Origin of the sequence: Pseudomonas sp. 2822-17, assembly GCF_002742485.1 — a bacterium.
GTDB lineage: Bacteria > Pseudomonadota > Gammaproteobacteria > Pseudomonadales > Pseudomonadaceae > Aquipseudomonas > Aquipseudomonas cyclaminis.
On the sequence record NZ_LJRZ01000926.1, the window covers coordinates 169,381 to 188,719 of the forward strand.

At 61.3% G+C, this 19,339-nt stretch carries 20 protein-coding genes; 11 read left to right on the forward strand and 9 right to left on the reverse strand.

Annotation, left to right across the window (positions count from 1 at the left end; translation table 11 throughout):
• The first annotated feature begins 2 nt into the window (after nucleotides 1–2).
• A complete protein-coding gene (locus AOA60_RS30585; protein WP_099587442.1) occupies nucleotides 3–1,397 on the forward strand; it encodes an MATE family efflux transporter in 1,395 nt (464 codons plus the stop codon).
• Here the strand turns inward: AOA60_RS30585 and tusA are convergent.
• Complete coding sequence (gene tusA / locus AOA60_RS30590) at nucleotides 1,394–1,645, reverse strand: sulfurtransferase TusA (protein WP_099587443.1); 252 nt, start codon at nucleotides 1,643–1,645, stop codon at nucleotides 1,394–1,396. The two genes, AOA60_RS30585 and tusA, sit on opposite strands and share 4 nt — an antisense overlap.
• Before the next feature lie 13 nt (nucleotides 1,646–1,658).
• Complete coding sequence (gene rlmM / locus AOA60_RS30595) at nucleotides 1,659–2,735, reverse strand: 23S rRNA (cytidine(2498)-2'-O)-methyltransferase RlmM (RefSeq protein WP_099587444.1); 1,077 nt, start codon at nucleotides 2,733–2,735, stop codon at nucleotides 1,659–1,661.
• A gap of 190 nt (nucleotides 2,736–2,925) precedes the next feature.
• Between rlmM and acnA the strand changes: the two genes are divergently transcribed.
• Nucleotides 2,926–5,667, forward strand: a complete 2,742-nt coding sequence (gene acnA, locus AOA60_RS30600; protein ID WP_099587445.1) for an aconitate hydratase AcnA — start codon at nucleotides 2,926–2,928, stop codon at nucleotides 5,665–5,667.
• A 274-nt stretch (nucleotides 5,668–5,941) separates the two neighbouring features.
• Here the strand turns inward: acnA and AOA60_RS30605 are convergent, their stop codons facing one another.
• Entirely contained in the window at nucleotides 5,942–6,880 is a 939-nt protein-coding gene (locus AOA60_RS30605) for an aspartyl/asparaginyl beta-hydroxylase domain-containing protein (RefSeq protein WP_099587446.1), read from the reverse strand.
• 85 nt (nucleotides 6,881–6,965) lie between these two features.
• Nucleotides 6,966–7,940, reverse strand: a complete 975-nt coding sequence (gene cysK, locus AOA60_RS30610) for a cysteine synthase A (protein WP_099587447.1) — start codon at nucleotides 7,938–7,940, stop codon at nucleotides 6,966–6,968.
• A 125-nt stretch (nucleotides 7,941–8,065) separates the two neighbouring features.
• Here cysK and AOA60_RS30615 point away from each other — a divergent pair, with 125 nt between their 5' ends.
• The 3 genes from AOA60_RS30615 (at nucleotide 8,066) to AOA60_RS30625 (ending at nucleotide 11,271) form a co-directional block, all read left to right on the forward strand.
• Complete coding sequence (locus tag AOA60_RS30615; protein ID WP_099587448.1) at nucleotides 8,066–9,142, forward strand: DUF748 domain-containing protein; 1,077 nt, start codon at nucleotides 8,066–8,068, stop codon at nucleotides 9,140–9,142.
• A 105-nt stretch (nucleotides 9,143–9,247) separates the two neighbouring features.
• On the forward strand, nucleotides 9,248–10,093 hold the full coding sequence (locus tag AOA60_RS30620) for a MoxR family ATPase (protein ID WP_003210690.1): 846 nt from the start codon (nucleotides 9,248–9,250) through the stop codon (nucleotides 10,091–10,093).
• Entirely contained in the window at nucleotides 10,093–11,271 is a 1,179-nt protein-coding gene (locus AOA60_RS30625) for a VWA domain-containing protein (protein ID WP_099587449.1), read from the forward strand. Before AOA60_RS30620 ends, AOA60_RS30625 begins: the two co-directional genes overlap by 1 nt.
• A 74-nt stretch (nucleotides 11,272–11,345) precedes the next feature.
• Here the strand turns inward: AOA60_RS30625 and AOA60_RS30630 are convergent, their stop codons facing one another.
• The 3 genes from AOA60_RS30630 to AOA60_RS30640 are packed head-to-tail and all read right to left on the reverse strand — an operon-like array spanning nucleotide 11,346 to nucleotide 13,231.
• Nucleotides 11,346–11,888, reverse strand: coding sequence for a DUF2937 family protein (locus AOA60_RS30630; RefSeq protein WP_032888750.1), 543 nt, complete (start codon nucleotides 11,886–11,888; stop codon nucleotides 11,346–11,348).
• An 11-nt stretch (nucleotides 11,889–11,899) separates the two neighbouring features.
• The gene (locus AOA60_RS30635) at nucleotides 11,900–12,676 is read right to left on the reverse strand and encodes a class II glutamine amidotransferase (RefSeq protein ID WP_024074057.1); all 777 of its coding nucleotides are present in this window, start codon (nucleotides 12,674–12,676) and stop codon (nucleotides 11,900–11,902) included.
• A 21-nt stretch (nucleotides 12,677–12,697) separates the two neighbouring features.
• Entirely contained in the window at nucleotides 12,698–13,231 is a 534-nt protein-coding gene (locus tag AOA60_RS30640) for an MFS transporter (RefSeq protein WP_099587450.1), read from the reverse strand.
• Nucleotides 13,232–13,255: 24 nt separating this feature from the next.
• Here AOA60_RS30640 and AOA60_RS30645 point away from each other — a divergent pair, with 24 nt between their 5' ends.
• Together AOA60_RS30645 and AOA60_RS30650 are read left to right on the forward strand one after the other, a co-directional pair.
• Nucleotides 13,256–15,298: a S9 family peptidase gene (locus AOA60_RS30645; RefSeq protein ID WP_099587451.1), complete on the forward strand. Its 2,043-nt coding sequence runs from the start codon at nucleotides 13,256–13,258 to the stop codon at nucleotides 15,296–15,298.
• Nucleotides 15,299–15,357: 59 nt separating this feature from the next.
• Complete coding sequence (locus AOA60_RS30650; RefSeq protein ID WP_099587452.1) at nucleotides 15,358–15,831, forward strand: cyclic nucleotide-binding domain-containing protein; 474 nt, start codon at nucleotides 15,358–15,360, stop codon at nucleotides 15,829–15,831.
• Here AOA60_RS30650 and AOA60_RS30655 read toward each other — a convergent pair.
• Nucleotides 15,828–16,106: a hypothetical protein gene (locus tag AOA60_RS30655; RefSeq protein WP_032888738.1), complete on the reverse strand. Its 279-nt coding sequence runs from the start codon at nucleotides 16,104–16,106 to the stop codon at nucleotides 15,828–15,830. The two genes, AOA60_RS30650 and AOA60_RS30655, sit on opposite strands and share 4 nt — an antisense overlap.
• A gap of 78 nt (nucleotides 16,107–16,184) precedes the next feature.
• Between AOA60_RS30655 and AOA60_RS30660 the strand changes: the two genes are divergently transcribed.
• Nucleotides 16,185–16,871, forward strand: coding sequence for a spermidine synthase (locus AOA60_RS30660; protein WP_058411058.1), 687 nt, complete (start codon nucleotides 16,185–16,187; stop codon nucleotides 16,869–16,871).
• 85 nt (nucleotides 16,872–16,956) lie between these two features.
• Here the strand turns inward: AOA60_RS30660 and AOA60_RS30665 are convergent, their stop codons facing one another.
• On the reverse strand, nucleotides 16,957–17,877 hold the full coding sequence (locus tag AOA60_RS30665; protein ID WP_099587453.1) for a ParB/Srx family N-terminal domain-containing protein: 921 nt from the start codon (nucleotides 17,875–17,877) through the stop codon (nucleotides 16,957–16,959).
• A gap of 101 nt (nucleotides 17,878–17,978) precedes the next feature.
• Between AOA60_RS30665 and AOA60_RS30670 the strand changes: the two genes are divergently transcribed.
• From AOA60_RS30670 to AOA60_RS30680, 3 genes are all read left to right on the forward strand, one after another.
• Nucleotides 17,979–18,353 (forward strand): YajD family HNH nuclease, encoded by a 375-nt coding sequence (locus AOA60_RS30670; protein WP_003210675.1) that lies wholly within the window; start codon nucleotides 17,979–17,981, stop codon nucleotides 18,351–18,353.
• Between the two features lie 96 nt (nucleotides 18,354–18,449).
• Nucleotides 18,450–18,917 carry an RNA methyltransferase gene (locus tag AOA60_RS30675; RefSeq protein WP_003189607.1) on the forward strand — a complete coding sequence of 156 codons (468 nt, stop codon included), beginning with the start codon at nucleotides 18,450–18,452 and terminating at the stop codon, nucleotides 18,915–18,917.
• Nucleotides 18,918–18,984: 67 nt separating this feature from the next.
• Nucleotides 18,985–19,335, forward strand: coding sequence for a DUF2892 domain-containing protein (locus AOA60_RS30680; protein ID WP_099587454.1), 351 nt, complete (start codon nucleotides 18,985–18,987; stop codon nucleotides 19,333–19,335).
• Nucleotides 19,336–19,339 lie beyond the last annotated feature (4 nt).

The following is a 19,339-nucleotide window of genomic DNA, read 5'->3' on the forward strand; positions in this document are numbered from 1 at the left end:
ACGTGAACACTGCCGCCACCGCCCTCACCCGCCCCGCCCGCATCAGCCGGGAAGTGCGCGACCTGCTGACGCTCGCCCTGCCGATCATGATCGGCCAACTGGCCACCACCGCCATGAGTTTTGTCGACGCAGTCATGGCCGGGCGGGTCAGCCCCCAGGACCTGGCGGCGGTGGGCCTGGGCAACTCGATCTGGATCCCGGTGTACCTGCTGATGAGCGGCACGCTGCTGGCCACCACGCCGAAAGTCGCCCAGCGCTACGGGGCAGGCCAGTTCACCGAGATCGGGCCGCTGGTGCGCCAGGCGTTGTGGCTGGCGGTGGTCGTGGGGATCATCGGCGCATTGCTGCTGCTGTGCGCCGAACCGATCCTGCATGCCATGAAGGTCGAGCCCGACCTGATCGAACCATCCATGGGCTACCTGCACGGCATCGCCGCCGGGATGCCGGCGATTGCGCTGTATTACGTGCTGCGCTGTTTCAGCGATGGCCTGGGCCGCACGCGGCCGAGCATGGTCATGGGCCTGGTCGGCCTGGCGCTGAATATTCCGCTGAACTACATCTTCATCTACGGCCACTTTGGCGTGCCGGCCATGGGCGGCGTGGGCTGCGGCTGGGCCACGGCCATTGCGATGTGGGTGATGATGCTCGGCCTGGCCGTCTGGACGCGCTGGGGCCCGGCCTATCAGAGCAGTGAATTGTTCAAACGGTTTGACTGGCCGCAATGGGCAGTCATCAAGCGTGTGCTGGGGATTGGCCTGCCGATTGGCGTCGCGATCTTCGCCGAATCGAGCATTTTTGCGGTAATCGCCCTGTTGCTCGGCAGCCTGGGCGCCACGGTGGTGTCCGGGCATCAGATCGCACTGAACGTCAGCTCGCTGGTGTTCATGATCCCCTACTCCCTGAGCATGGCCGTCACCGTGCGCGTCGGTCAGGCCCTCGGCCGTGGCGAGGCACGGGAAGCACGCTTCGCCGCCGGTGTCGGCATGGGCACCGCGCTGGCGTATGCGTGCCTGTCGTGCAGCCTGATGCTGTTGTTCCGTGAGCAGATCGCGACGATCTACACCCCGGACCCAGTGGTGATTCACTTGGCTTCGACGCTGATTGTGTTCTCGGCGCTGTTCCAGTTCTCGGACTCGATCCAGGTCACGGCAGCCGGCGCCTTGCGTGGCTACCAGGACACCCGCGTGACCATGGTGCTGACCTTGTTCGCCTACTGGGGCGTGGGGCTGCCGGTGGGTTATGCCCTGGGGCTGACCGACTGGCTCGGCGCCCCAAGCGGCCCCAGCGGTTTGTGGCAAGGGCTGATCGTGGGCCTGAGCTGTGCGGCGGGGATGTTGCTGGTACGCCTGGCGCGCAGTGCACGCCGGCGTATCCGGGCGGACAAGGCGCGGGGTTAGTCGGCCTTCTTGCGAATCCAGTACAGATAAGTGCCAGCCTGTTCCTGCTGATCCACCAGTTCGTGGTCCAGGAACACGCAGAACTTGGGTATATCGCGACGGGTCGACGGGTCCGTTGCGATCACCTTGAGCAAACCGCCTGCCGGCAGGTCGCGGATGTGCTGGTGCAGCATCATCACGGGTTCCGGGCAGTTGAGGCCGGTGGCATCGAGAATGCCGTCGACAGGGCTTTCGTTGATATCGCTCATTGATGACTCCTCGTTAACGGGCCTTGGTTTTCTTCGCATCCACCAGGCGGCGCAGGTGGCAGGTCACTTCCTCGCGGTCGTGGTACAGCTGCTTGCAGCCGATTTCCACGCGAATGCCGCGGGCCTTGAAGCCCTCTTCGATACGCTCCAGCAGGCGCTTGACTTCGGCATAGCGCTGCTTCATCGGCAACTTCAGGTTCACCACCGCCTCGCGACAATGCCCCTCGCCGATCCAGGTTTCCAGCAACGCGGCGTTGCGCGCCGGTTTCTCGACGATGTCGCACACCATCCAGTCCACCGGCTGCTTGGGCACGAAGGTGAAGCCGTCGGCCATCAAGTGCTGTACCAGGCCGGTGTCCATCAGGCTTTCGGCCATGGGGCCATTGTCGATGGCGGTCACCAGCATGCCACGGTTGACCAGTTGCCAGGTCCAGCCGCCCGGCGCAGCGCCGAGGTCGACGCCAGTCATGTCGCCGTGCAGGCGCTCGTCCCATTGGTCGCGGGGGATAAAGTGGTGCCAGGCCTCTTCCAGCTTCAACGTCGAACGGCTTGGCGCGTCACGCGGGAACTTCAGGCGCGGGATGCCCATCGGCCACATGGCCGAATTGTTCGACTCGGCCAGGCCCATGAACACTTCGCGGCCGCTCTTGAAGGTCAGCAGCAGGCGCGGCTTGCTCGGGTCGTCCACCAGCTTGCCGGCACCCAGCAGGGCTTTGCGCAGGTGCACTTCAAATTTCTTGCAGAAGTTCGACAGTTCCTTGCCATCGTTGGTGTCGACCATCTCCAGCCACAGGCTGCCGCACACCGGGAATTCGCGCAGGTGAGCGAGGATCACGCTGATGCGGTCGGTTTCCGGCAGGTCGATAAACACCCCGCGCGCCCACTGCCGGGGGAAGATCAGCTCGGCAAAGCGCTGGCCGTGCATCAGGCGCTGGGCGCCGTCTTCTTCGGTGCAGACAAATTCGGCGCAGGCGCTGCCGGTCTTGGCCTTGGCGTAGCCGGAAACGTTCAGGCGCGCAGCGAGGTCCGCGATCTCGGAACAGACTTCGCCTTCAAAACCCGGGCGGCAGTGCATAAAAAGGGTGTTCATTGAATCTCCTGGCAACTGGCTTGCTCTATCGCAATGCCTGTCATGAAAACGCGCGCATGATAGCCGAGTTCGGAACCTTGGACTTGCCCATAGAGTCCAGTTATTAGCCTGCTAATGAAAACGGGGCTAGTTTGATAGCTCTGTTCGTCCCGTCAGGTCCGTAGCCGTGCGGACCATAAGGAGTCGCGTCATGTCATCGCTTGATAGCCTGAGAACCCTTAAAACCCTGCAAATCGACGACAAAACCTACCACTACTTCAGCCTGCCCGAAGCCGCCAAGAGCCTGGGCGACCTGGACAAGCTACCGATGTCGCTCAAGGTGCTGCTGGAAAACCTGCTGCGCTGGGAAGACAACAAGACCGTCACCGGCGCCGACCTCAAGGCCATTGCCGCCTGGCTCAAAGAGCGCCAGTCCGACCGTGAGATCCAGTACCGCCCCGCCCGCGTGCTGATGCAAGACTTTACCGGCGTACCCGCCGTGGTCGACCTGGCCGCCATGCGCGCCGCCGTGGCCAAGGCCGGTGGCGACCCGCAGCGCATCAACCCGCTCTCCCCGGTGGATTTGGTGATCGACCACTCGGTGATGGTCGACAAGTTCGGCAATGCCGATGCCTTCGAGCAAAACGTCGATATCGAGATGCAGCGCAACGGCGAACGCTACGCCTTCCTGCGCTGGGGCCAGAGCGCCTTTGACAACTTCAGCGTGGTGCCGCCGGGCACCGGCATCTGCCATCAGGTCAACCTGGAGTACCTGGGCCGCACCGTGTGGACCAAGGACGAAGACGGCCGCACCTACGCCTTCCCCGACACCCTGGTCGGCACCGATTCCCACACCACCATGATCAACGGCCTTGGCGTACTTGGCTGGGGCGTGGGTGGCATCGAAGCGGAAGCGGCGATGCTCGGCCAGCCGGTGTCGATGCTGATCCCGGAAGTGATTGGCTTCAAGCTCACCGGCAAACTCAAGGAAGGCATCACCGCCACCGACCTGGTGCTGACCGTGACCCAGATGCTGCGCAAAAAAGGCGTCGTCGGTAAGTTCGTTGAGTTCTACGGCGATGGCCTGGCCGATCTGCCTCTGGCTGACCGCGCTACCATCGCCAACATGGCCCCGGAATATGGCGCCACCTGCGGCTTTTTCCCGGTGGATGAAGTGACGCTGGACTACCTGCGCCTGTCCGGCCGCCCGACAGAAACCGTGAAATTGGTCGAGGCCTACACCAAGGCTCAGGGCCTGTGGCGTATTGCCGGCCAAGAACCGGTGTTCACCGACAGCCTGGCCCTGGACATGGGCAGCGTCGAAGCCAGCCTTGCCGGGCCGAAACGTCCGCAGGACCGCGTGGCGCTGCCGAATGTCGGCCAGGCCTTCAGCGACTTCCTCGACCTGCAATTCAAACCCACCAACAAGGAAGAAGGCCGCCTGGAAAGCGAAGGCGGCGGCGGTGTCGCCGTGGGCAATGCCGATCTGGTGGGCGAAGCCGATTACGAATACGAAGGCAACACCTACCGCCTGAAAAACGGCGCGGTGGTCATCGCCGCGATTACGTCGTGCACCAATACCTCCAACCCCAGCGTGATGATGGCCGCCGGGCTCGTGGCCAAGAAAGCCGTGGAAAAAGGCCTGACGCGCAAGCCGTGGGTCAAAAGCTCCCTGGCGCCCGGCTCCAAGGTGGTCACCGACTACTACAACGCCGCCGGCCTCACCCACTACCTGGACGCGCTCGGTTTTGATCTGGTGGGCTATGGCTGCACCACCTGCATCGGCAACTCCGGGCCATTGCCCGAGCCGATTGAAAAAACCATCCAGAAAGCCGACCTCACCGTGGCCTCGGTGCTGTCGGGTAACCGCAACTTTGAAGGCCGCGTACACCCACTGGTGAAAACCAACTGGCTGGCCTCGCCGCCGCTGGTGGTCGCCTATGCGCTGGCCGGCACGGTGCGCATCGACATCAGCAGCGAGCCGCTGGGTAACGACAAGGACGGCAAGCCGGTCTACCTCAAGGACATCTGGCCGAGCAGCCAGGAGATCGCTGACGCGGTGGCGCAGGTCAGCACTGGCATGTTCCACAAGGAATACGCCGAGGTGTTTGCCGGCGACGCGCAATGGCAGGCCATTGAAGTGCCTCAGGCTGCGACGTACGTGTGGCAGAAGGATTCCACCTACATCCAGCATCCGCCGTTTTTCGACGACATTGCCGGCCCGTTGCCGGTGATCGAGGACATCAAGGGCGCCAACGTACTGGCCCTGCTGGGGGATTCGGTGACCACCGACCACATCTCCCCCGCCGGCAACATCAAGGTCGACAGCCCCGCCGGCCAATACCTGCGCGAGCAAGGCGTGGAACCGCGGGACTTCAACTCCTACGGCTCACGCCGGGGTAACCATGAAGTGATGATGCGCGGCACCTTTGCCAATATCCGGATCCGCAACGAAATGCTCGGTGGCGAAGAAGGCGGCAACACGCTGTACATCCCCACCGGCGAAAAAATGGCGATCTACGATGCGTCGATGAAATACCAGGCGTCGGGCACCCCGCTGGTGGTGGTTGCGGGGCAAGAGTACGGCACCGGCTCCAGCCGCGACTGGGCGGCCAAGGGCACCAACCTGCTGGGCGTCAAGGCGGTGATCGCCGAGAGCTTCGAGCGAATTCACCGTTCCAACCTGGTGGGCATGGGCGTGCTGCCGTTGCAGTTCAAACTCGATCAGAACCGCAAGACCCTCAAGCTCAGTGGCAAGGAGAAGATCGACATTCTTGGGCTGAGCGAGGTGGAGATCGTGCCGCGCATGAACCTGACGCTGGTGATTACGCGAGAGGATGGCAGCAGCGAGAAGGTCGAGGTGCTGTGCCGGATCGATACGCTCAATGAGGTGGAGTACTTCAAGGCGGGCGGGATTTTGCACTACGTGTTGCGCCAACTGATCGCCAGCTAAAGATCACTGGAGATCAAATGTGGGAGGGGCGGTGCGACGATTCGACTTGCCCCCGATGAGCATGGGTATCTACACATCTTTGGTGAAAACGTACCCTTAGCGAACGAGGGTCTTGTGGTGAGCGGGCTTGCCACAGGGTTTTATGCCAGCCTTTAAGAGCTGTGTAGATACCCATGCCCCGATGAGGGTGTGTCAGCTGATAAATCTGTAGCTGACCCACTGTCATCGGGGGCAAGCCCCCTTCCCCATTTTTGACCGCGTTTAAACTTTCAGATCAGCCGAACAGCCATTTCCACAGCAGTACCAGCACGACCACCGCCAACACCGGCCGCGCAATGCGGTAAGCCTTGGGATGTTTACGCTTCCACTGCTTGACCTGGCCGCTGAACTTGTCGCTGAAGGTCTTGCTCCAGGCATACGCCTGGTTGATCCCGCCTACGCGCTCGTCATCCAGGTTCTGCGGCGCGGTCGCACGGCCCAGTTGCTTGCTGACCCAACGGTTGAGGCGGGTCATCACGCGGTTGCTCAGGGGACGCTCAATGTCGCAGAACAGAATCACGCGGGTCTGTTCGGTTTCATTCTTCACCCAGTGCACGTAGGTTTCGTCGAACATCACGTCGTCGCCGTCGCGCCAGGCGTATTCCTGGCCGTCGACGAAGATGCGGCAGGCATCGGAGTTGGGCGTGGACAGCCCCAGGTGATAACGCAGGGAACCGGCAAAAGGGTCGCGGTGCGGGTTGAGGTGGCTGCCGCCCGGCAACAGCGCAAACATCGCGCCCTTGACGTTGGGAATGCTGCTCACCAGTGCCACAGTTTTCGGGCACAGCGCCTCGGCCGATGGCAGGGGTTTGTCGTACCACTTGAGGTAGAAACGCTTCCAGCCCTTCTTGAAGAACGACCCGAAACCGGCATCGTTGTTCTTTTCGGCGGCGCGGATGTAACCCTCGTCAAACAGGTGCATGGCCTCTTCGCGGATCACCTCCCAGTTGTCCTTGAGCACATCCAGTTCCGGGAACTTGCTGCGGTCCAGGTAGGGTTTGGACGGCACCGCCGAAAACAGATACATCAAGGCGTTATACGGGGCGAACAGCGCAGAATGGTTTACGAACTGGCGCAACATCGGTAGACGGGCCTTGCCGCGCAAGTGGACATACAGTGTGCTGCCGATAAACAGCAGCAGCACCGACAGTTTGGCGGCCAAAGAAAAGGTCATGCAGCAACTCCTGGAAATATGCGCCGGGCATCATAAACACTTGGGCCAGTATGCAGAAGGCCCAAGGTATCGGCGCTGACATACATCAAGCCTGGTTTTCCTGCTCGGTGAACAAATCGCTGAACAGCATGCTCGACAGGTAGCGCTCACCGGAGTCCGGCAGGATCACCACGATGGTCTTGCCCTGCATTTCCGGTTTCTCGGCCAGGCGCACGGCCACCGCCATGGCGGCACCGCAGGAGATGCCGCACAGAATCCCCTCTTCCTGCATCAGGCGCAGGGCCATGGCCTTGGATTCGTCGTCGGTCACCAGCTCCACGCGGTCAACCATCGACAAGTCGAGGTTTTTCGGTACAAAACCGGCGCCGATGCCCTGGATTTTATGCGGGCTCGGCTTGATCTCATCGCCAGCCAGCGCCTGGGTGATCACCGGCGACACCACCGGCTCAACGGCCACCGACAGAATCGGCTTGCCCGCGGTGTTCTTGATATAGCGCGATACGCCGGTGATGGTGCCGCCGGTGCCCACGCCCGCTACCAGCACATCCACCGCACCGTCGGTGTCATTCCAGATTTCCGGGCCGGTGGTTTTCTCGTGGATCGCCGGGTTGGCCGGGTTTTCGAACTGGGCCGGCATAAAGTAGGTGGCCGGGTCGCTGGCGACGATTTCGCCGGCCTTTTCGATAGCGCCCTTCATGCCTTTGGCCGGCTCGGTCAGTACCAGCTCGGCACCGAGGGCCTTGAGCACTTTGCGGCGCTCGATGCTCATGGACGCCGGCATGGTCAGCAGCAACTTGTAGCCACGGGCGGCGGCGACAAACGCCAGGCCGATGCCGGTATTGCCCGACGTCGGCTCGACAATGGTCATGCCCGGCTTGAGTTTGCCGGTGCTTTCCGCGTCCCAGATCATGTTCGCGCCGATGCGGCACTTTACCGAGTAACCCGGGTTACGCCCTTCGATCTTCGCCAGGATGGTCACGCCACGCGGGGCGATGCGGTTGATCTGCACCAGGGGCGTGTTACCGATGGAGTGCGCGTTGTCTGCAAAAATGCGGCTCATGACGGGTCCTTGTAGGCAATTTCAAGAAGGCAACAAGGGTATGCCTCGTAGTACAAAGCGTCCAGTCAGAGGAACGTTGCGCGGATCAAGACAGTCCATGTTTCATCTGCAAGGAGAACTGCCCGATGAAACGTCGCTACAGCTGGCCACTATGGACCGTCGCCGGAGTGCTGGTGGTCCTGGTCGCCTTGAGCATCGCCCTGCCCTACCTGGTGCGCAATTATTTGAATGACAAACTCGCCAATATGGGCGATTACCGAGGCCAGGTGACCGACGTGGACCTGGCGCTATGGCGGGGCGCGTACCGGATCAACGGCCTTGAAATCGTGAAGGTCGACGGCAAAGTGCCCGTACCGTTCGTCAACGCCCCGCTGATCGACCTGGCGGTGAGCTGGCATTCGCTGTGGTACGACCATGCAGTGGTCGCCAAGGTGCGGTTTATCAAGCCTGAGGTGAACTTCGTCGACGGCGGCGCCAACAAGCAGGCGTCCCAGACGGGTAAGGGCACCGACTGGCGCGAGCAGTTGAGCAAGCTGGCACCCATCACCCTCGATGAAGTGCGCATCGAAGACGGCAAGATCGCCTTCCACAACTTCAGCTCCAAACCTGCGGTAAAAATCGATGCCACTGACGTCAACGCCAGCTTCTACAACCTGACCAACGTGGTCGACGTCAAAGGCAAGCGCGACGCCCGCTTCGACGGCAAGGCCCTGCTGCAAGGCCAGGCCCCACTGGAAGCCAGCGCCACCTTTGACCCACTGAGCAATTTCGAGAACTTCGAATTCCGTTTCCGCGCCAAGGACCTGCAGCTCAAGCGCATGAATGACTTCGCCTCGGCCTACGGCAAGTTCGACTTCAAGGCCGGTAACGGCGACGTGGTGATCGAAGCCCAGGCCGAAAAAGGCCAACTGACCGGCTACATCAAGCCGTTGTTAAGGGATGTGGAAGTGTTTGACTGGCAGCAGGACGTGGAGAACAAGGACAAGAACATCTTCCGCTCGATCTGGGAGGCGGTGGTTGGCACCAGCGAGACGGTGCTGAAGAACCAGCAGAAAAACCAGTTCGCCACCCGCGTCGAGCTCAGTGGCAGCGTACATCAACAAAATGTCAGCGCGTTCTCTGCATTTTTGGGGATTTTGCGCAATGGTTTTATCCAGGCGTTCAATGCACGTTATGAGCAACCCAAGCCATCGGCAGACTGATATCCCATGTGACCGGCCATTCAGATACTGAATAACCCGTCTGCGTTCACAGTCGCCGGGGCTGCGCGGTATAGTCGGGGCATTGATGAATGCGAGGAAACACCGATGAAGTTCGAAGGCACCCAGGCCTATGTGGCTACCGATGACCTGAAACTGGCCGTCAACGCCGCCATCACCCTGGAGCGGCCGTTGCTGGTCAAGGGCGAACCGGGCACCGGCAAGACGATGCTCGCCGAGCAACTGGCCGAATCCTTCGGTGCCAAGCTGATCACCTGGCACATCAAGTCCACCACCAAGGCCCACCAGGGCCTCTACGAGTACGATGCGGTCAGCCGCCTGCGCGACTCGCAGTTGGGCGTGGACAAGGTGCACGATGTGCGCAACTACCTGAAGAAGGGCAAGTTGTGGGAAGCGTTCGAGTCCGAAGAACGGGTGATCCTGCTGATCGATGAAATCGACAAGGCCGACATCGAGTTCCCCAACGACCTGCTGCAAGAACTCGACAAGATGGAGTTCTACGTCTACGAAATCGACGAGACCATCAAGGCCAAGAAGCGCCCGATCATCATCATTACCTCCAACAACGAAAAAGAGCTGCCGGACGCATTCCTGCGCCGTTGCTTCTTCCACTACATCGCCTTCCCCGACCGCACCACCCTGCAGAAGATCGTGGATGTGCACTACCCCGACATCAAGAAAGACCTGGTCAGCGAAGCCCTCGACGTGTTCTTCGACGTGCGCAAAGTCCCGGGCCTGAAGAAAAAACCGTCCACCTCCGAACTGGTCGACTGGCTCAAGCTGCTGATGGCCGACAATATCGGTGAAGCGGTGCTGCGCGAACGCGATCCGACCAAAGCCATCCCGCCGCTGGCCGGCGCCTTGGTCAAGAACGAGCAAGACGTGCAATTGCTGGAGCGTCTGGCGTTCATGAGCCGTCGCGGTAATCGCTGATGTTGCTCAACCTGTTCAACGAGATGCGCGCCGCCAAAGTGCCGGTGTCGGTGCGCGAGTTGCTCGACCTGATCAACGCGCTCAAGCAGCGCGTGACCTTCGCCGACATGGACGAGTTCTACTACTTGGCCCGGGCGATCCTGGTCAAGGACGAGCGGCATTTCGACAAGTTCGACCGTGCCTTCGGCGCCTATTTCAACGGCCTGGAAAAGCTCGACGACCATTTGCAGGCGCTGATCCCCGAAGAGTGGCTGCGCAAGGAATTCGAGCGTTCGCTGAGTGACGAAGAACGCGCGCAGATCCAATCCCTCGGCGGCCTCGACAAGCTGATCGAAGAGTTCAAGAAACGCCTGGAAGAACAGAAAGAACGCCACGCCGGCGGCAATAAATGGATCGGCACCGGCGGTACCAGCCCGTTTGGCTCCGGTGGCTACAACCCCGAAGGCATCCGCGTCGGTGACGCCGGCAAGCGCCAGGGCAAGGCGGTGAAAGTCTGGGACCAGCGCGAGTACAAGAACCTCGACGATCAGGTGGAACTGGGCACGCGCAACATCAAGATTGCACTGCGCCGCCTGCGCAAATTCGCGCGCCAGGGTGCCGCCGACGAGTTGGACATCGACGGCACCATCGACCACACCGCCCGCGACGCCGGCTTGCTGAATATCCAGATGCGCCCGGAACGGCGCAATACCATCAAGCTGTTGCTGCTGTTCGATATCGGCGGCTCGATGGATGCCCACGTGAAAATCTGCGAAGAGCTGTTCTCCGCCTGCAAGACCGAGTTCAAACACCTGGAGTACTTCTACTTCCATAACTTCGTGTATGAGTCGGTGTGGAAGAACAACCAGCGCCGCACCTCGGAGCGCACTTCCACCCAGGACCTGCTGCACAAGTATGGCGCCGACTACAAAGTGATCTTTATCGGCGACGCATCGATGGCGCCGTATGAAATCACCCAGGCCGGCGGCAGCGTCGAGCATTGGAACGAAGAGCCGGGCTATGTGTGGATGCAGCGATTCATGGCCAAGTACAAGAAGCTGATCTGGATCAATCCGTATCCGAAGGACACTTGGGACTTTACGGCGTCGACGGGGATTGTGCGGGAGTTGGTGGAGGATCAGATGTACCCGCTGACCCTGCGCGGGCTGGAAGAAGGCATGCGCTTCCTGTCGAAATAAACGCCGATCCCCATAATGCAGGAGATCTAATGCGGGAGGGGCAAGCCCCCTCCCACATTGGACCGGGTTGGGCGTTAAAGACCTTTCAGGTCCCGCTCTTCAATCGGCCGGCTCTGGCGCAGGCGCTTGCCGCCCAACACCACCCAGTCGATCAGGCGGAACAGGCATTCCAACCCAAACGACAGCAGCATCGCCCCGCCCAGGCCCCAGCCCATGGCTTCAGGGGTCAGCAGGATCTGGTAGCTGTAGCCGTTCCAGGTTTCCTGGCGGATATCCGGGTCGGCAGCCACCGCCACTTGCAAGGCGCGGATGTACCACGGGCCTTGCATGGCCTGGAATTGCTTGTCCAGCGCCACCTGGCGATCAAGCATCGCGCCCAGGCTATTGGCGTCGCTCTGGAACACGGGGTCGTCACTGGCGCGGTAATGCGCCACCAACGCTTTCAAATCACCGTTGAAGAACTGCCGCGCAGTGGTTTCAAACCCGCTCAGCCCCGTCTGGGCCTCGATCAGGTGGGCTTCGACGCGCTTGGCATAGTCGTTGATAAAACCCGGCACTTGCACGCCGACCAACAGGCCAATGGCAAACAGCACCAACCGCAGATAGCTGAGCAACATGGTCGATATCCTTACTCAGTAATGCCCTGGCTGACGCATTCACCGCGTCGCCACAGGCTCCATTGGCCCGGTTCGTAACGGGTCCAGTTTTCGTTGTCGGTCAACGGTTCGGTGGCGATCACCGTCACTACATCATTGGGTGTGGTTTCGGCCTGGAAATCGACGATCACGTCGACATCCTTCAACCGCGCCGGGCCGAACGGGGCACGCCGGGTGATCTGCGCCAACTTGGTCGAGCAGTAGCAGAACAGCCAGTCGCCATCGCTGAGCAGGCAGTTGAACACGCCTTTGCTGCGGTATTCGGCACAGGCGGCGATCAGGTCGGGCAGCATCTGCTCGATGTCCACCGGCTCGGGAAAGGCCTCGCGCACGCGGTTGAGCAAATCGCAGAAGGCTGCCTCGCTGTCGGTATCGCCGACCGGGCGGTAGAACGTGGCGCGCGGGTTGAAGTCCGCCAATTGGCCGTTATGGGCGAAACACCAGTTGCGACCCCACAGTTCACGCACGAACGGGTGGGTATTGGCCAGGCTCACTTTGCCCACATTGGCCTGGCGGATATGGCCGATCACCACTTCACTCTTGATGGGATAACGCTGCACCAGCAGCGCGACTTCCGATTCACTGCTCGCGGCCGGGTCCTGGAACAGGCGCAGGCCACGGCCTTCGTAGAAGGCGATACCCCAACCGTCGCGGTGGGGGCCGGTGCGCCCACCGCGCTGCATCAGCCCGGTAAAGCTGAACACGATATCGGTGGGGACGTTGGCACTCATGCCCAATAATTCACACATGCCAGGGCTCTCGCTGCAACGTTAAAGGCGCGGTTCGACCCGCATGCCGCTGACAGGCGCCGGACGGCGGAATGGCTCGTCGTCTTCTTCCACCGCTTCAGCGGCCAGGGCTGCATCGGTGGCGGCCTTGCGCTCACGACGCGCATTGGCGGCGCGCTCGATGGGCCAGCGGATCAACACAATCACCAGGTACACGCCAAAGGCGATCATGGTGTACATGAACAAATCGGAAATCGCCCGCCAGGCGTTGTTGCCGACCTTGAGCACCAGGTCCAGGGCGGTAATGGCCACGGCCGGTGCGAACTGGGTCTTGACCGGGTCGACGATGGTCGGGCTGAACAGCAACACGGCCATCAGCAATTGCAGCGGCTCGCGCAGCCAGCGCCAGATCCAGCGCGTCATGCGCCACCACACCAACAGGCAGCCCAAAGCGGCGAAGGCGTAAAGGCCCCAAGCGGTCAGATAGTCGTTCTCGGTCATGGTGTCCATGGCAAGGCTGGCAAAGAGGCGGCTATGATAACGGCTTTTGCGTGTCGCGGCTGCAAAGCCTGCCACCGTCCGCCAGATAGAGAATAATCCATGCCTGTATCGCGCCCCCCGATTGCCCGCAAGGCCCCAGGCCAGGATCCTTACGCCTGGCTGCAAGAACGCGACAGCACTGAGGTGCTCGATTACCTCAAGGCCGAAAATACCTGGCAGGAAGCCCAGCTCGCCGATCAGGCAGACTTGCGCGAAAGCCTGTTCGAAGAGATCAAGGGCCGCATCCTCGAAACCGACCTGTCGCTGCCCTCCCCGTGGGGCCCGTACCTCTATTACACCCGCACCACCGCCGGTGACGAGTACGCCCGGCACTACCGCTGCCGCCGTCCGGCCGATGACAGCAACCAGGTCGACGACAGCAGCGAAGAGCTGTTGCTGGACCCGAACGAACTGGCTAATGGCGGCTTTTTCTCCCTCGGCGCGTTCAGCATCAGCCCCGACCACCAGCGCCTGGCCTACAGCCTGGACACCAGTGGCGATGAGATCTACACCCTGTTCGTGAAGGAATTGGCAACAGGCAAGGTCAGCGAACTGGAGTTCCAGGACTGCGACGGCAGCATGACCTGGGCCAACGACAGCCTGACCCTGTTCTTCGGCGAACTGGACGACACCCACCGTCCGCACAAACTGTATCGCTATCGCCTGGACGGCACGGCAGCGCAGGAAGTGTTCCACGAGCCCGACGGGCGTTTCTTCCTGCATTGCTACCGCTCCAGCTCCGAGCGCCAGTTGCTGCTGGCCCTGGGCAGCAAGACCACCAGCGAAATCTGGGCCCTCGACGCCGACCAGCCGCACCTGGCCTTCACCTGCCTGGCGCCTCGGGTCGAGGACCACGAATACGACGTCGACCACGGCCAACTGAATGGCGCGTGGACCTGGTTTATCCGCAGCAACCGGGATGGCATCAACTATGCGCTGTTCGTTGCAACCGACATTGGCGATGTGCCCACCGAGGATGAGTGGCAAAACCTGATCCCCCACAGCGATGACGTGATGCTCGACGGTGTGAGCCTCAATACCGGCGCCATGACCCTGAGCCTGCGCATCGGTGGCCTGCCGGTGATCGAAGTGCACCCGCAGGGCCTGCCCGCGTATCGCGTGGAATTGCCCGACGCCGCCTACAGCCTCTACGTACAGAACAGCCTGGAATTCGTCAGCGACAAAATTCGCCTGCGGTATGAGGCCCTCAATCGCCCGGCCCAGGTGCGTCAGCTGGAACTGGCCAGCGGCGCGCAACAGGTGCTCAAGGAAACCCCGGTGCTCGGCGTGTTCAATGCCGACGATTACGTGAGCCAGCGCTTGTGGGCCACCTCTGCCGATGGCACCCAGGTGCCGATCAGCCTGGTGGTCAAGCGCGACCAGCTCGGCAAAACCACGCCGCTTTACCTGTATGGCTACGGCGCCTACGGCCAAAGCCTCGACCCGTGGTTTTCCCACGCGCGCCTCAGTCTGCTCGACCGTGGCGTCGCGTTTGCGATTGCCCACGTGCGTGGCGGCGGCGAGCTGGGTGAAGCCTGGTACCGCAACGGCAAGCAGGAACACAAGCAGAACACCTTCAGTGACTTTATCGCCTGCGCCGAACACCTGATCGCCCAAGGCTTGACCACCGCCAAGCAACTGGCCATCAGCGGCGGCAGTGCCGGCGGCCTGTTGATCGGCGCGGTGCTCAACCAGCGTCCGGAGTTGTTCCAGGCGGCGATTGCCGAAGTGCCGTTCGTCGATGTGCTCAACACCATGCTCGACCCGGATCTGCCGCTGACCATCACCGAGTACGACGAGTGGGGCAACCCCGAAGAGCCCGAGGTGTATGAGCGCATCAAGGCCTACGCGCCTTACGAAAATGTCCAGGCCCAGGCCTACCCGCATCTGCTGGTGATCGCCGGCTACAACGACAGCCGCGTGCAGTACTGGGAAGCCGCCAAGTGGGTGGCCAGGCTGCGTGACACCAAAACCGACAACAACCTGCTGTTGCTCAAGACCGAACTGGGCGCCGGCCATGGTGGGATGAGCGGTCGTTACCAGGGATTACGTGACGTAGCGCTCGAATATGCATTTGTGTTCAAGGCGCTGGGGTTAATTTAGGAACTTAGTGCGGCGGTTCTGTCTGAACACAGGACCGCTTACCGATTGATGGACCAGTCATGCCACAACCGACTTTACTGAACGATGAAATCCGCGACATGCTCATGGACTGCGGCCTGTTCGACCCTCTGTTGCCGGAGGATTTTCACGTCGCCGCCGGCTACTTCAATATCAGCAGCATTGCCCAGGACGAAGCGATTTTCCTCGAAGGCGATGCCGGCACCTTTATGTGCATCATCCACAGCGGCCAGGTGGCGGTGCAGAAAACCAATCACGACGGCCAGCGCCTGACCATCGCCACCCTGCGCAGTGGTCGGGCCTTTGGTGAGATGGCGGTACTTGACGGCGAGCGGCGCTCCGCCAGTTGCGTGGCGGCCAGCGACTGCGTGTTGTTGAACCTGGGCAAGGACTCCCTGGAAAAAATGCTCAACGAAACACCACGGGTGGCCGCCAAGATCATCCGGGCGATTGCGATTGCCTTGTCCAAGCGCCTGCGCATGGCGGATGGGCAGTTACTGTCCCAACCGTTTTAACCGCCGGGGGTTTTCGGTTTGCTGTCGTTCTGCTGCAGGCCGGGCACCGTCTGGTCCTTGGGTGGCGTCGGCAGCACGATGGGCGCCAAGGGCGGCGAGCCGTTGGTCTTGGGCAGCGCTGGCGGGCTGACCTGGGGATACAGCGTCGGTGTCGGCGTACCCGGCGCACCTGGGGTTGGCGCGGGCGCGACCGGTACGGTTTGCAACTCCTGAGCCTGCGCCGCACCCAATGCGAGCGCGCTCAACACAATGACCGTTAGAATGCTGCACTTCATCGATGGCTCCATGGCCTGACCGGAATGTCGTAAGGCTACTCCCAACCGCGCAAGAATGCCCTTCCCAATGAGATTTCCATGAAACGTTTCGTTCTGCTGGACACCACCCCGATCCCCGACAACGGCGGTGCCTTGTGCCTGTTCGAATACGGCGAGGATTTTGTCATCAAGATCCAGGGCGGTGACGGCGGCCAGTTGATGAACACGCGCATGCACGGCTCCGAAGATGCGCTGGCAGAGATCCCCTGCCGCAAGGTTGCCGGTCGTCCGGGGTCTCGGGTGTTGATTGGTGGTCTGGGCATGGGCTTTACCCTGGCCTCGGCGCTCAAGCATCTGGGCAAAACCGCCGAAGTGGTCGTGGCCGAACTGGTGCCGGGCGTCGTGGAATGGAACCGTGGGCCGCTGGGGGAAAAGTCCGGCCGTCCACTGCTGGACCCGCGCACCGTGATCCGTATGGAAGACGTGGCCAAGGTGCTGCAAGCCGAGCCCCAGGGCTTTGACGCGATCATGCTGGATGTGGACAACGGCCCCGAAGGCCTGACGCAAAAAGCCAACAGCTGGCTCTACTCCGCCGGTGGCCTCGCAGCCTGCGCCAAGGCCTTGCGGCCCAAGGGCGTGCTGGCGGTGTGGTCGGCAAGCGCCGACAAACTGTTCAGCGACAAACTGCGCAAGGCCGGTTTCAAGGCCGAGGAAGTGCAGGTGTTTGCCCATGGCAACAAGGGCACGCGTCACACCATCTGGATTGCGGAAAAGCTCAAGGGCTGAGCATGCGTCCCCGACAGCGTAAATCTAATGTGGGAGGGGCGGTGCGACGATTCGACTTGCCCCCTCCCACATTTTTGATCCCTGGTCAGTTGTGGGATTTGCGGTAGTCGATGACATACGGCACTTTTTTATCGAAGGTCTTTTCCAGCTCATCGCGATCCAGTTTGCTCATGCCGCCCAGTTGCTGCGCAGTGAAACCGCTGTCCCCGACCTGTGAGCCGGGCGCCAGGCTGACCATGCGCTTGGCCACCGCTTCGATAGCGGCCTTGTAGCCGCCTTTTTTGTTCAGGTCGTACTGGCCCAGATCAATCTGCGTGCGCAGCCAGTTGCCCCAATAGAACTCCAGAAATTCCGGTGCGACCTCCCCCGCGTCCGGCTTGCCGTAGGCAGCCTTGCGGGTGAAATACACCAGGCTGCGAAAGGTGTCGTCCTGCAGGTTCTTGAACCCCAGGTGGGCCGGCAGTTGCGCAGGCGGCAGGGTCTGGCCCTGATTGTCCTTGAGCCAGACCTTGCGGGCCGCTTCCATGCGCTGCCAGAAGGTCGCAAGGTCTGGGCTGCTGCTGAAATCGTCGGTCACCCTCACCCACATTTTCAATCGAGGGCCGGCCCCCGGCGTTTCCCACAGGGTGGTGAAGCTATGATGACCATCGGTCAGGTACAACTGGCCGCCGGGGCCGACCACTACGGTTTTCATATCGTCGGGGTGGGTGCCTACCGGGTCTTTGCAGGTGAAGCTGGTGGGCTGGAGCAGCTTGGCGTTCTTGGGCACCTTGTCGGCCTCGCCCTGACCATTGGTCTCGCAGTATTCATCGAAGGCTTTGGTAGGTTTGTCGGCAAACAACCCGAGGCTGTAATAGATCTGATCGAAGCCCACTACGGCCTGGGTCGGGTGCAACTGTTCGAGGGCGACCTCGATCACCTGGCCCGGCTGAGGTGTGGAGAACGCCTGGGCGTGAGCCGCCAGGGCGCCGAAGAGCAGTGCAACTGTCCATGTGTGCCAACGCATAGGTTTCAGATCCTTGTGAAATGAATGAACCGATACTACAAACGCCCGCCGACGGCTAGAATCAACGCTATCCGTGACCCACCAAATAGCCAGGAGCCATGATGAGCTCGACCAACCCGCCCTCCCACACCGCCAAGCTGGACCGCATCCTGGCCGATGCCCAGCGCGACCGGGAAATGGGCTACCGCGACAAAGCCCTCAAAATGTACCCCCACGTGTGCGGCCGCTGCGCCCGTGAATTCGCCGGCAAGCGCCTGAGCGAACTCACCGTACACCACCGTAACCACAATCATGATGACAACCCCCAGGACGGCTCCAACTGGGAGTTGCTGTGCCTGTATTGCCACGACAACGAACACTCGCGCTACACCGACCAGCAGTACTTCGGCGAAGGCTCCACCAGCAGCCCGACGATTGCCAAGGCGACGCACAACCCGTTTGCGGCGTTGGCGGGGTTGATGAAGAAGGACGACTGAAAGCTGTAAGTTGGGAGCTGCAAGAAAAAGCCGCCCTGCTTTTAACTTGCAGCTCGTAGCTTGCCGCTATAATGCTGCCTTTTTAAAGGCACTCCCGTGGGCAATAAACGCTACAGCTGCATCGGCCTGTATAACCCCAAATCCCCCGAAAACGTCGGCTCGGTCATGCGTGCCGCCGGCTGCTACGGCGTGGCCTCGGTGTTCTACACCGGCGTGCGTTACGAGCGCGCCCGGGACTTCATTACCGACACCAAGAAGGTCCATCACGACATTCCGCTGATCGGCATCGATGACCTGAAAAAAATCCTGCCCCTGGGCTGCATCCCGGTCGCCGTGGAACTGGTGGAAGGCGCCCGCCCGCTGCCCGAGTACACCCACCCCGACCGCGCCCTGTATATCTTCGGCCCGGAAGACGGTTCGCTGGACAAAGAGATTCGTGACTGGTGCGAAGACGTGGTCTACATCCCGACCACCGGTTGCATGAACCTCGCCGCGACGGTCAACGTGGTGCTTTATGACCGCCTGGCCAAGGGCAACAACACCCGTTCGGGCCCCAAGTACTGATTTTTTGGGAACATCCGACGCCCGCCAGCAGTCAGCTACTTACACTTGCCCTTGTTGGAGACAGATCATGAGCGACAGCAAAAACGTGCGACCTATCATCGAACACACGCCGTTCCAGACTCAGCCCACGCAAAACGTGCACGGCTGGGAACGCATCGGCTCGGTGGCCGGTGGCGTGATGATGGTGGGCAAAGGCCTGCGCCGTGGCGGGATTTTCGGTTTGATTCAGGTGGCGATTGGCGGTGTGGCACTGGCCCGTGGTTTTACCGGGCACAGCTCGCTCAAGGACAAGCTGGAACAGGGTCGTCAGGAAATGAACAGCCTGCGCACCAAGGTCGAGCGTGCCGGGGCAGAGCTGAAGAACCTGAAGACCAAAGCTGAAGTGGCGGCTGAGAAGGCCGTTAAAACCACTGGTTAGATTC